Raw genomic sequence first — 11,896 nt, forward strand, 5'->3', positions numbered from 1 at the left:
CAGATGTATGTCGCAACCAAAGGCGGTGAGCGCGCAATCGAAAATGCCCATGCGTGGCTGGCCGAAGAACGCCGGGGCGATCCGGATGTCGCCGAACTGGGGCTGGAACAGATCCAGCAACAACTCAGCCTTGCTGTGACCCGGGTGATGGCCGAGGGGTCGCTATATGATCCGGACCTCGCGGCGCTGGCCATCAAACAGGCGCGTGGCGATCTGATCGAGGCGATCTTTCTGATCCGCGCCTATCGCACGACCCTGCCAAGGTTCGGGCTGACCAACCCGGTTGAAACCGCTGATATGGCCTGTGACCGGCGGATTTCGGCGACCTTCAAGGATGCACCGGGCGGGCAGGTGCTGGGCCCGACTTTTGATTACACGCATCGGCTGCTGGATTTCAAACTGGCGGCTGACGGCGATGTGCCCGACGCGCCGCGCGCCGACCCCCGAATGGAACCGACGCCACATATCACCACATTCCTGCAGCGCGAAGATATCATTCAACCCGAACCCGGCAGCGACGAAACCCCCGGCGATCTGACCCGCGAACCGATGGCCTTTCCGGCAGATCGTGACATCCGCCTGCAATCACTGGCGCGCGGGGACGAGGGGTTCTTGCTGGGCATGGCCTATTCCACCCAGCGTGGATATGCTCGCACCCATGCGTTTGTTGGTGAGCTGCGGATCGGAAAGGTGCCGGTCGAAATGGAGATCCCCGAGTTGGGTTTTGCCATCGAGATTGGCGAGATCGACCTGACCGAATGCGAAACCATCAACCAGTTCAACGGCTCAAAAACCCAACCGCCACAGTTTACCCGGGGCTACGGGCTGGTGTTTGGGCAATCCGAACGCAAGGCCATCGCCGTGGCCCTGGTCGACCGGGCGCTGCGCTGGCGCGAGCTGGGCGAAGATAACCTGGGCGCCCCCGCACAGGACGAGGAATTTGTGCTCAGCCATTGCGATAACATTCAGGCCACCGGATTTCTCGAACATATCAAACTGCCGCATTACGTGGACTTTCAGGCCGAGCTTGAACTGGTCCGCAAATTGCGCCGCGAGACGATGGGCGACCCGCAGGAGGCTGCGGAATGAGCGCGTACAACTTCGCCTATCTCGACGAACAGACCAAACGGATGATCCGCCGCGCCATCCTGAAAGGGCTTGCAATCCCGGGTTATCAGGTGCCCTTTGCCAGCCGCGAAATGCCAATGCCCTATGGCTGGGGCACCGGCGGCGTGCAGGTCAGCGCGGCGACGCTGACGCCTGAGGATACGTTGAAAGTGATCGATCAGGGGGCTGATGACACAACCAACGCCGTATCGCTCCGCAAGTTCTTTGAACGCACGGCAGGCGTGCCGACCACAGAAGAAACCACCAAAGCCACCGTTATCCAGACCCGCCACCGCATCCCCGAGGTGGAACTGGGCGAAGACCAGATCCTTGTCTATCAGGTGCCGATCCCGGAACCGTTGCGCTTTCTGGAGCCACGCGAAACCGAGACCCGCAAGATGCACAGTCTTGAGGAATACGGGCTGATGCATGTGAAACTCTACGAAGACATCAGCCAGCACGGCGCGATTGCGACGTCTTATGCCTATCCCGTCAAGGTGGCCGGGCGTTACGTGATGGACCCGTCCCCGATCCCGAAATTCGACAACCCCAAGATGGAGATGGCCGCGATCCAGCTGTTTGGCGCGGGACGCGAACAGCGCATTTATGCGGTGCCACCCTATACGCAGGTGGTCAGCCTTGATTTTGATGATTACCCGTTCGAGCCGACCAAAGCCGATCACCCGTGTGACCTGTGCGGGGCCGAAGACAGCTATCTGGACGAGGTGATCATGGATGACGCAGGCACGCGCATGTTTGTGTGTTCCGACGCCGATTACTGCCGATCCCGGCGCGACACCGGGCACACCGTTACGGCAATTGGGGGGACGGTCTGATGGGGGCGGTGGAAAAATTTTCGACGAAAATTTTTGGCGCAAGAGGTGAGCGATGACTCCTTTGCTTCAGGTCCGGGACATTTCGCGGCGCTATGGGGCCCGGATCGGATGCTCGGACGTCTCTTTCGACCTGTTCCCGGGCGAAGTCATGGGGATTGTCGGGGAAAGTGGCTCGGGCAAATCGACGTTGTTGAACTGTCTTGCCGGACATCTGGCCCCTGATACCGGTCAGGTCATCTTTGACACCCGGGCCGATGGTCCGGTGGATACCGTCATCATGTCAGAACCCGCCCGCCGGATGCTGGGGCGCACGGATTGGGCATTTGTGCACCAGCATGCCCGCGACGGGCTGCGGATGGGCGTCAGTGCTGGGGGCAATATCGGTGAACGTCTGATGGCTGTCGGTGCGCGCCATTATGGAGACATCCGGGCTCAGGCCTCCGATTGGCTGGGTCGGGTCGAGATTGCCGAGGACCGTATCGATGACCGGCCAACGGCGTATTCCGGTGGCATGCAGCAGCGCTTGCAGATTGCGCGCAATCTGGTGACAGACCCGCGTCTGGTGTTCATGGATGAGCCGACCGGCGGACTGGATGTCAGCGTGCAGGCCCGTTTGCTGGATTTGCTGCGCGGTCTGGTGCGCCAGATGGGGCTTAGCGCGTTGATCGTGACCCATGATCTGGCCGTTGTGCGTTTGTTGGCGGACCGGCTGATGGTCATGAAAGACGGCCATGTGGTCGAAGCCGGGCTGACCGATCAGGTGCTGGACGATCCGCAACATGCCTATACGCAACTGCTTGTGTCGTCGGTTCTGCAGGTTTGAGTATTTGGAAAGAGAAGATGAGATGATCAGGGTAACCGACGTTTCCAAGACATTCACGCTGCACAATCAGGGCGGTGCGGTCATTCCGGTGATGCTGGGCGCGAAAGTGTCAGTGGAGGCGGGTGAATGCGTCGCGCTGACCGGTGCGTCAGGGGCCGGGAAATCGACGCTGATGCGGCTGATCTATGGCAACTACCTTGCCACTTCCGGGCAGATCCGGGTCGGTGATCTGGATGTGGCAACAGCCGCCCCGCGCGAGATTCTTCAGCTCAGGCGCGACACGCTGGGGTATGTCAGCCAGTTTCTGCGGGTTGTGCCCAGGGTGGCAACGCTGGACGTGGTCGCCGAGCCGCTTCTGACCCTTGGTGTTGACGTTGAACAGGCCCGGGACCGGGCTGCCGGTTTGCTGACGCAACTCAACATTCCCGAGCGGCTCTGGTCTCTTAGCCCGACCACGTTTTCCGGTGGCGAACAGCAGCGCGTGAACATCGCGCGCGGGTTTGTGCATGATTATCCGGCCTTGCTGCTTGATGAACCGACCGCCAGTCTGGATCCGCAAAACCGTGAGGTCGTGTTGTCGCTGATTGAGACCGCCAAGAGGCGCGGGGCGGCGATTGTCGGTATCTTTCACGATGTCGCGGCGCGCGATCGGGTGTGCGACCATGAGGTTGATGTGTCGGGTTTTGCACCAAAGGAGGCTGCATGATCCGCGCGCCCGTCATTGCTGTGGTCGGCCCGTCAGGCGTTGGCAAGGACAGCGTGATGCACGCTCTGGCGGCGCATGATGACGGGTTCCGTCTGGTTCAGCGGGTGATCACCCGCGACGCGATGGCGGGTGGTGAACGCTTCGAGGCGGCCAGCGAGGCAGACTTTCTGCAGCGCGATGCGGACGGGGACTTTGTTCTCAGCTGGCAGGCTCATGACTTGCACTATGGCATCCTCCAAACCATCGAAGACCTTCGGGTTGGCGCGCGGGCGCTGTTGGTGAACCTGTCACGCTCGGTTCTGCTGGACGCGCAGGCGCGTCTTGCCCCCTTCGTCGTGGTGTCGCTGACGGCGGATCCCGGGCTTTTGGCACGGCGACTGGCCAACCGCGGGCGCGAGGATGCGACCGATCAGGCGCGGCGGTTGACGCGTGCGTCGGCCGCCTTGCCGGACGGGCTGAACACGGTGATCACTATCGACAACAGCGGGCCGCTCGACGCGACGGTCACCGCGATTCTGGCGCGGCTTCAGCCGGAAAGCGTGTAACGATGGATCAGATGAAACTGCCCGTCTTCGTCTTCGCCGACCAAGGCCAGGTCGTGCATCACCAAAGGCGTGGGCAACAACGGGCAAAGCTGCGCTTCAAGGGCGGCGATCACCGGGGGCAGCTCGGCTTTCGGCAGTTTCCCGGACAGGGTGATGTGAAAGCGGAAATCATCCATCACGTATGGATAGCCCCATTGCACAAAGTTGGCCTCTTGCGTCTTGCTCAGTGCGGAAGAGCGTCGCTTAGCCAGTTCAGCCTCGCTTGCCGGGGCACGAAACCGGTCAAGTTCGCGGACACAGCGGGCGGCCAATGCGCCGAACGCCGGGTCTTGCGGGGGGCACAATGCCAGAAACCGGCCCAGCCGTGTCAGGGTCAGCCCCTGCAGGCGCACCGGGGCCAGACTGGCGCACAGACGCTCCATCGCGACTTCAAGATCGCCCAGACTCGTGCCTTCAGCCAGCCGGAATGGCGGTTTGATCGTCCCGTGCAGCCCGTATTTGCGCGGCGTCCGGGTGATCTGATCCACCGGCGCGGGCAACCCGGCAATATCGGGGTGCGCAATGGCGCATCCGGCTTCCATATCCCACCCCAGCCAGGCGGTCGCCCAGCGGGTCCAATCCGCCCCGGCAGGTGGCGCATAATAGATTGCAAAGCGTTTGAACGTCATGCGGGCTCCGGTCGGCTGATGCAGTTCCAAAAGGTGTGACCCCAGATGACAGATGAGTTGATTCTTGCCAATGCGACCCTCGTTCTTCCCACCGAAACCCGCGTGGGCAGCATCAGGGTCGCCAACGGGCATATCGCCGCCATCGACAGCGGAGCGTCGATCCCGCCGGGCGCAATCGATTGCAACAAGGATTACCTCAGCCCCGGCCTGATCGAGCTGCATACCGACAATCTTGAACGTCATATCGAACCGCGTCCCAAGGTCGACTGGCCGCATGCCCCGGCCATTCTGGCCCATGACGCCGAACTGGCGGGCACCGGCATCACCACCGTGTTCGATGCCATGCGGGTCGGGTCGATCCCGTCCGGCAAGGGGCGTTACAAACGATATGCCCGCGCCCTGTCGCGCGAACTGTGGGAGCTGCGCGATGCGGATGCGTTGAAAATCAGCCACTTCCTGCACCTGCGCGCCGAAGTGTGTTCTGAAACCCTGATCGAAGAGATGGACGAATTCGGCCCCGATGACCGCGTCGGGTTGGTCAGCCTGATGGACCATACCCCCGGGCAACGTCAGTTTCGCGATATGGTCAAGCTTGAGGCCTATCTGAAAGGCAAACTGGCGTTGACCGGGGATGACTTCCTGCAGCATGTCGCCAGTCTCAAGGCGCTGCGCGACCGGGTCGGGGATCATCACGAGATCGCAGCCGTGACGGCGGCGAACAGGTACGGCGCGGTGCTGGCCAGCCATGACGACACGACGCAGGAACAGGTCTCGGTATCCGCAGCCCACGGCATCCGGCTGGCTGAATTTCCAACCACGGTCGAGGCCGCACAGGCCTGCAACGCCAATGGCATCGCCGTCATGATGGGCGCGCCGAACCTGATCCGGGGCGCATCGCATTCGGGCAACGTCGCCGCCGGTGATCTGGCACAGCTTGACCTGCTCGACATCCTGTCGTCCGATTATGTCCCGGCGGCCCTGCTGCTTGCTGCGGTTCAGTTGGGCCAGCTTTGGGGTGACATGGCGCGCGGGATCTCGACCGTGACGATGGCCCCGGCCCGCGCCGTGGCGTTATCTGATCGCGGAGTGATCGAGGTCGGCAAACGCGCCGACCTGATCCGCTTCGGGCTGCAAAAAGACGTGCCCGCCCTGCGCGCAGTCTGGTCGCGGGGCGCGCGCGTCGCCTGACGTCTATTCAGTTCGGATCTGGCGTTGCCCGTCGGCAAAGACCTGTGTCCACGACAGGATCTGATACGAGGCCCGCAACCCGGTCGGCCAGAACGGATCGGCTTTGACCAACGCGTCGGCGGCGTCTGCCGTTGGCGTGTTGACGATCCAGATGCCTCCGGCACCGATGCCATCTGCATCCGTCAACGGGCCAGCGGACACGACCGTTTCGGCATGGGCCTCCAGAAACGCAAGATGCGCGTCCATATGGCGGGGTCGGATGGCTGGGTCAGCGTCGGGGTTGTCCTGAAACAGAATGACAAAGGGCATGGGGGATCTCCTGATGAGGTGCCCGCTCAGAATGACCCGGCAAAGATATAGGTTGAATACGCATCAATGCCGATGGAAACTGCAAAAATGCAGGACTTGGATTGGGATGATCTGAAACACGCCCTTGCCGTGGCCCGGGCCGGATCACTGGCCGAAGCCGCGCGCACGCTTGGCGTCAATGAAACGACGGTGGCCCGCCGCATTCGGGCGCTAGAGGCACAGGTCGGCGCCCCGCTGTTCGTGCCCGGCGCCAGAAATACGCGCCACCCCACGGAAACCGGCGCAGCGGTGATCCGTGCCGCGGAACGGGTGGAACAGGCCTGCTTATCCATGCGCGATGACATCGGCCTTGCCCGGGGTCAGTTGTCGGGGGTGGTCCGCATCACCTCGGTGCCGATGATCGTCAACCGGATCCTGGTGCCGCATCTGCCCGCGTTCCTGCACCGCTACCCCGGCCTGAACATCGAACTGGTACCTGACTCCCGCAACCTCAGCCTGACCCGGCGCGAGGCGGATCTGGCGCTGCGGCTGGGCCGTCCGCAAACCGGCGGGATGGATCTCAAAACCCGCAAGCTGGGACAACTCCGATACGATGCCTATGGCCGCGCCGATGCGCCGTGTTTGTGGATTACCTATGACGACGCGCACGCCCACCTGCCACAGGCGCGCTGGCTGGCTGCCCGGCCCGCCAATGAAAAATCGGCCGTGCGGGTGTGTGACATCGAAACAGCGTATGAGGCGGTCGCCGAGGGTCTTGGCAAAACCCTTCTGCCCAGCCTGATTGGCGATGCCGACCCGCGATTGCAGAAGATTGCGGATCAGCCAGACCTTCCAACGCGCGAGGTCTGGCTTGTGTCGCACGCCGACCCCGACCCAACCCGCGCCATAACTGCCGCCAAATCATGGCTCGCCAGCATCACCTGGGCGGACGCTCCGCCGCGCTAGAACGCGCCCTCAGCTACGCCCCAAGCAGACCCGGAAACCGGTGCTGCAGGTTCCAACACGTGCCCTCCCCGGTGCCTCGAAAAATGGGCCCCAAGACTCCCTTTGGTACAATTGACCCGGAACTGGCTTGCAACGACCATGACAGCCCGATGCAAAATTTTGGTCAGCGCGGATCTTGCCGCACAACCGACGGCGCCCATCCATTGGGAGCCGCACCAAAGACGTCCTAACCGACAGGGGGAATGAACCAATGCTCAACAGACTGTCTTCCGCAACACTGGTAGCCCTGATTGCCGGATCAATGACCGCAGTCGCCCAAACCGCTGACGATGATCCAATCGGTATGGTCCCAAACGAGGCTGACAGCGGCGCTCTGCCGGGTGGGCGCAGTTACTCTCCCTATGCGCAGCGCAACTATCCGACGCGGGTGTATTGGGCGATACCCACGTGCACACGGACAATTCTCTTGATGCACGCGGCTTTGGCGTGACGCTTGATGTGGCCGATGCCTACCGATTTGCGCGCGGCGAAGAAGTCGTCACCAGCCACGGCATACCTTTCAAGCTGAGGGCGCCGCTCGACTGGCTGGTGGTGGCCGATCACTCCGACGGTATGGGCGCGATGAAACAGATCATTGCCGGCAACCCGACCCTGCTGGCCGACCCGACCGTCCGGGGCTGGAGCCGGGCCATGAACGCAGGTGGCGAGGCCGCGTTTCAGGCGACCATGGACGTGATCAACGCCTTTGCCCTTGGCCAGACGCCCGATGTCGTGCTGGACAAATCGTTCCAGCAGACGGTTTGGGATGACTATCTGGTCACGGCCGAGAACTTTAACGACCCCGGCGTGTTCACCACGATGATCGGATACGAATGGACCTCGACCGAAAACGGCAACAACCTGCACCGAAACGTTCTGTATCGCGATGGTCCGATCCGGGCGAGCATGATGCGCCCCTACACCACAGCCGAAAGCTTTAACCCCGAAGACCTGTGGCGCTGGATGGAGGCTTACGAAGAAAGAACCTCGGGCCGGGTTCTTGCGATTGCCCACAACGGCAACATGTCCAACGGCATCATGTTCCCGGTCGAAACCAACCCCGCCACCGGCGAGCCGCTGACCGGTGACTATGCCGAGATGCGTGCCGCCTGGGAGCCATTGTATGAGGTGACCCAGATCAAGGGGGATGGCGAAACCCACCCAATGCTGTCGCCCACCGATGAATTTGCCGATTTCGAGACCCTGGAACTGGGCAACCTGAACCTCACGGTCCCGAAAGAACCGGACATGATCAAATACGAATATGCCCGCCAGGCGCTGCGCGATGGCATGGCGATGGAAGACAAACTGGGCACAAACCCCTACAAGTTCGGTATGGTGGGGTCCTCGGACACACATACCGCCCTCGCGGCAGTGGCTGAAGAAAACTACATCGGCAAACACGCCGGAACCGAACCATCCGCCGACCGTATCGATCACCCGATGGCCAAGTTCGAAGGCCGGCAATACGAAGGCTGGTCAATGTCTGCGTCAGGGTATGCCGCCGTCTGGGCCACAGGCAACACACGCAAGGAAATCTGGGACGCAATGGCCCGCAAAGAGGTCTATGCCACGACCGGCCCGCGCATGACGGTTCGCTTCTTCGGCGGCTGGGATTTTGACGAGGCCGATGTTGCCAATCGCCTGCCCGCAGAAGCCGGCTATGCCAAGGGTGTCCCCATGGGCGGCACATTGTCCGACCCGTCCGAGGGTGCCACGGCTCCCACATTCATTGTCGGTGCCATGCGCGATCCCAACAGCGGTAACCTTGACCGGGTGCAGATCATCAAAGGCTGGCTGAACCAGGATGGCAGCACCAGTGAGCAGGTCTATGATGTGATCTGGAGCGACATGGACACACGTCCCTTGGGCAGCGACGGAAAGGTGCCGCCGGTCGGCAACACGGTTGACGTGGCCAGCGCGACCTGGACCAACAGCATCGGCGAACCGGAATTGCTGGCGCTCTGGCAGGACCCGGATTTCGATCCGGCACAAAAGGCATTCTACTATGCGCGCGTGCTCGAAATTCCCACACCCCGTTGGACCGCCTATGACGCCAAACGGTTCGGCCTGACCCCGGGCCCGGAAGTTCCGATGACCATCCAGGAACGCGCCTACACCTCGCCAATCTGGTACGACCAGTAACCTGTGACTGACTTGGCCTGCCAAAAAGCGACGCCGCCATTGAGCCTTTCAATCGGCGGCGTCGTCCCGCTCTCCAGAAGGTCATATGCCTCGCGGAAAACGGCAGTTCCGAGCCCAGCGCGGACCTCAAGCCCAAACGCAGAATCGGTCACAAACGGCGGAGACCGGCCATTCGCTGCGGTCGCGAACCTGAAATTTTGATGCATTGGAAGCCGACATTCAGATGGCTTGGAGCTGGACTTTCCTCGACAAAACCGCGGACCGAATCAGAGGAAAAATCCCCAAGTTCAAATATTCGGCGGTGCGGGCGACGGCTGGCCAAAGATCAAAGCGCCCCGGTTCACCGGGGCGCGCGCAGATCACAATCTGACCACTTGTTCCTTCAAACTGTACAAAATGTACAAGACCTCTTCTTTTTCACGTTGCCCGACATTGTTGGCCTCCATCGCATTCATGGCATCGTCCAGAACGGCGACAAATTCATCCCCACTTATGTTCATATGCCGGTGCGCGCTGATCATGTCTTTGCCGGAATAAATCTCAGGTCCTCCGGAGCCAGCTACGAAAAAGTCGCCGGCCATCTTCTTTAGGTTCCCCAAATCGCTTCCAGAGAAGCGAGTCGAGACGACCGGGTTGCTGGCATGATTATCAACAAGCACATCCACAATTTTTCGAATGCCATCATCACCTCCAAGGCGGTCAAAAAGGGCTTCTGACATAATAGATCTCCTTGATTAAGTTTGGTGAAATCAATGTATGTGAACTCGCAGGACGCAATCTAGTGCAGAAACTGTACTATCAAAAAGCTTTGCATCCTGTACCATTGAGTTGGTTTTCTGACTCTGGGGAGGGATGAAGAACAACATGTCAAACGTTGGCTACAAGCAATTTTGCCCGCTCGCTATGGCCGCTGAGGTGCTCTGCACGCGATGGACCATGGTTCTTTTACGCGAACTGATGGCCGGATCGACGCGTTTCAATGATCTGCGGCGCGGGGTGCCCAAAATGTCTCCGACACTGCTGTCACAACGGCTTAAGGATCTTGATGCAGCAGGGATTATTGAACGCCGTCCGGTCCCGGCTGATAGAAACGGATTTGAGTATCACCTGACCGAGTCCGGTCGGGATCTGCACGAAACGGTTATTGCGATGGGCATGTGGGGTCAGAAATGGGTTGAGTCTTCGCTGTCCCTTGAAAACCTCGACCCCTCTTTGTTGATGTGGGACATGCGCAGAAACCTGGACCCTCAAACGCTGCCGAAACATCGAACCGTGGTCCAGTTTCACTATCATGATCTGCCATCCAGCAAATGCGACTGGTGGTTGGTGATCGAGCCGGAAGGCGACGTTGATCTGTGTTGGGCCGATCCCGGGTTCGAAGTCGATCTGTATGTTTCAACTGACTTACGCACCATGACAGCGATCTGGATGGGCGTGACCGACGTTAAATCTGAAGCAGATAAGTTCGAATTCACGGGCTCAAAGAAAATTGCGCGCGACATTCAGATTTGGCTTGGACTGAGCCCGTTTGCGGTTCAGAAAAAACGGGTGCCTTGATCGGGCTATGCGATCACATTTATCATATCAACGGCGGCGCAAAATCCTACCATTGAGGCGGAGCAAAAGTCGGCCATTTGGTGCGCGCGCCTTGGAGCTTGCTAATGGTTAGATGCCGGCAATCTAACAGAATTCCTTTTGGTGTCGTCAATAATGTCAAAATTGGCCGCGCCCCATTTCCAAAATGGCAATGACAACACTATCCGTTCCCCGATCATTGCCCCAATGGAAATGCTGCGCGATATGTGAGCGGCAGCAATGCGAAAGCCGCAACGCAGCGGTGAAGTGTGTGGCGAAAAGCAGGAATGCGCCGTCCGTAAAGACGGCCCAAATTCTTAGATTTCTATGGCCTCTGCAATCGCAAGGGCATCCTCAAGCTCGACGCCGAGATATCTTACGGTGCTGTCCATCTTAGTATGGCCCAAAAGCAGCTGCACTGCGCGAAGGTTGCCCGTCTTTTTGTAGATTTGCGTCACTTTGGTCCTTCGCATCGAATGCGTACCGTATGCGCTGACCTCTAGGCCAATCGAAGTTACCCAGTCACGGACAATCCGCGCATATTGGCGGGTCGAGATATGAAGGCGTTCGTGAAGCCGACCGGGCCATAGGTATTCGGATCCAACCATCAGTGGGCCTTGCATCCACCTTTCGAGCGAGGCACGGGTGCCTTCCGAGATTTCGAAGCGGACAGGTTTCTGCGTCTTGCTTTGCAGAACCGACGCGCGTTCCTTGATCCGGCCGGATGCCATGACGTCGACGACCTTCAATTTGACCAGATCGCAGCCGCGCAGCTTGCTATCAATGGCCAGATTAAAGAGCGCCAAGTCGCGATGGTTCTCGGCCAGCTCCAGCCGAACTCTGATCGCCCAGACGTGTTTGGGCTTGAGCGGTCGCTTCTGTCCAACGATCCGACCCTTGTTCCAGGCAGGGCGAAGCGCGCGGGTAATCCCCCCTAAAAATAGTGGTGTTCAAAAGTAGAATTTTCTCGGCAAGATATCTGAGGAGATTTTGAATGAAGAACGGACGAT

At 60.0% G+C, this 11,896-nt stretch carries 15 protein-coding genes; 10 read left to right on the forward strand and 5 right to left on the reverse strand.

Annotated elements, in window-relative coordinates; translation table 11 throughout:
- Positions 1 to 3 precede the first annotated feature (3 nt).
- Genes FOY56_RS21610 through FOY56_RS21630 form a run of 5 tightly spaced genes read left to right on the forward strand, consistent with a single transcriptional unit; the run spans position 4 to position 4,017 of the window.
- The gene (locus FOY56_RS21610; protein ID WP_146348234.1) at positions 4 to 1,089 is read left to right on the forward strand and encodes a carbon-phosphorus lyase complex subunit; all 1,086 of its coding nucleotides are present in this window, start codon (positions 4 to 6) and stop codon (positions 1,087 to 1,089) included.
- Complete coding sequence (locus FOY56_RS21615; protein ID WP_146348235.1) at positions 1,086 to 1,943, forward strand: alpha-D-ribose 1-methylphosphonate 5-phosphate C-P-lyase PhnJ; 858 nt, start codon at positions 1,086 to 1,088, stop codon at positions 1,941 to 1,943. The genes FOY56_RS21610 and FOY56_RS21615 overlap by 4 nt, the downstream gene beginning before the upstream one ends.
- Before the next feature lie 52 nt (positions 1,944 to 1,995).
- Entirely contained in the window at positions 1,996 to 2,766 is a 771-nt protein-coding gene (gene phnK, locus FOY56_RS21620) for a phosphonate C-P lyase system protein PhnK (RefSeq protein ID WP_146348236.1), read from the forward strand.
- 22 nt (positions 2,767 to 2,788) lie between these two features.
- The gene (gene phnL, locus FOY56_RS21625; protein ID WP_146348237.1) at positions 2,789 to 3,472 is read left to right on the forward strand and encodes a phosphonate C-P lyase system protein PhnL; all 684 of its coding nucleotides are present in this window, start codon (positions 2,789 to 2,791) and stop codon (positions 3,470 to 3,472) included.
- Positions 3,469 to 4,017 (forward strand): ribose 1,5-bisphosphate phosphokinase PhnN, encoded by a 549-nt coding sequence (locus tag FOY56_RS21630; protein WP_146348238.1) that lies wholly within the window; start codon positions 3,469 to 3,471, stop codon positions 4,015 to 4,017. Before phnL ends, FOY56_RS21630 begins: the two co-directional genes overlap by 4 nt.
- Here the strand turns inward: FOY56_RS21630 and FOY56_RS21635 are convergent.
- A complete protein-coding gene (locus tag FOY56_RS21635; RefSeq protein ID WP_146348239.1) occupies positions 3,999 to 4,685 on the reverse strand; it encodes a DUF1045 domain-containing protein in 687 nt (228 codons plus the stop codon). The two genes, FOY56_RS21630 and FOY56_RS21635, sit on opposite strands and share 19 nt — an antisense overlap.
- A 45-nt stretch (positions 4,686 to 4,730) precedes the next feature.
- Between FOY56_RS21635 and FOY56_RS21640 the strand changes: the two genes are divergently transcribed.
- The gene (locus FOY56_RS21640; protein WP_146348240.1) at positions 4,731 to 5,873 is read left to right on the forward strand and encodes an alpha-D-ribose 1-methylphosphonate 5-triphosphate diphosphatase; all 1,143 of its coding nucleotides are present in this window, start codon (positions 4,731 to 4,733) and stop codon (positions 5,871 to 5,873) included.
- A 3-nt stretch (positions 5,874 to 5,876) separates the two neighbouring features.
- Here the strand turns inward: FOY56_RS21640 and FOY56_RS21645 are convergent, their stop codons facing one another.
- Positions 5,877 to 6,182: a YciI family protein gene (locus FOY56_RS21645; RefSeq protein WP_146348241.1), complete on the reverse strand. Its 306-nt coding sequence runs from the start codon at positions 6,180 to 6,182 to the stop codon at positions 5,877 to 5,879.
- Between the two features lie 87 nt (positions 6,183 to 6,269).
- Between FOY56_RS21645 and FOY56_RS21650 the strand changes: the two genes are divergently transcribed.
- From FOY56_RS21650 to FOY56_RS21655, 3 genes are all read left to right on the forward strand, one after another.
- On the forward strand, positions 6,270 to 7,127 hold the full coding sequence (locus FOY56_RS21650) for a LysR family transcriptional regulator (RefSeq protein WP_186766425.1): 858 nt from the start codon (positions 6,270 to 6,272) through the stop codon (positions 7,125 to 7,127).
- 250 nt (positions 7,128 to 7,377) lie between these two features.
- The gene (locus FOY56_RS23810) at positions 7,378 to 7,617 is read left to right on the forward strand and encodes a hypothetical protein (protein ID WP_222435020.1); all 240 of its coding nucleotides are present in this window, start codon (positions 7,378 to 7,380) and stop codon (positions 7,615 to 7,617) included.
- A complete protein-coding gene (locus FOY56_RS21655) occupies positions 7,575 to 9,311 on the forward strand; it encodes a DUF3604 domain-containing protein (protein WP_222435021.1) in 1,737 nt (578 codons plus the stop codon). The genes FOY56_RS23810 and FOY56_RS21655 overlap by 43 nt, the downstream gene beginning before the upstream one ends.
- Positions 9,312 to 9,670: 359 nt before the next feature.
- Here FOY56_RS21655 and FOY56_RS21660 read toward each other — a convergent pair whose 3' ends face one another.
- The gene (locus tag FOY56_RS21660) at positions 9,671 to 10,030 is read right to left on the reverse strand and encodes a group I truncated hemoglobin (protein WP_146348243.1); all 360 of its coding nucleotides are present in this window, start codon (positions 10,028 to 10,030) and stop codon (positions 9,671 to 9,673) included.
- 145 nt (positions 10,031 to 10,175) lie between these two features.
- Between FOY56_RS21660 and FOY56_RS21665 the strand changes: the two genes are divergently transcribed.
- On the forward strand, positions 10,176 to 10,868 hold the full coding sequence (locus tag FOY56_RS21665) for a winged helix-turn-helix transcriptional regulator (RefSeq protein ID WP_146348244.1): 693 nt from the start codon (positions 10,176 to 10,178) through the stop codon (positions 10,866 to 10,868).
- A 335-nt stretch (positions 10,869 to 11,203) separates the two neighbouring features.
- Here the strand turns inward: FOY56_RS21665 and FOY56_RS21670 are convergent, their stop codons facing one another.
- Entirely contained in the window at positions 11,204 to 11,776 is a 573-nt protein-coding gene (locus FOY56_RS21670) for a tyrosine-type recombinase/integrase (protein ID WP_246139559.1), read from the reverse strand.
- The coding region (locus FOY56_RS24000; RefSeq protein WP_246139558.1) for a hypothetical protein at positions 11,679 to 11,896 on the reverse strand (218 nt) is incomplete at its 5' end. The genes FOY56_RS24000 and FOY56_RS21670, both read right to left, overlap by 98 nt.

The organism is Falsiphaeobacter marinintestinus (assembly GCF_007923355.1).
In the GTDB taxonomy this organism is placed as follows: domain Bacteria; phylum Pseudomonadota; class Alphaproteobacteria; order Rhodobacterales; family Rhodobacteraceae; genus Phaeobacter_A; species Phaeobacter_A marinintestinus.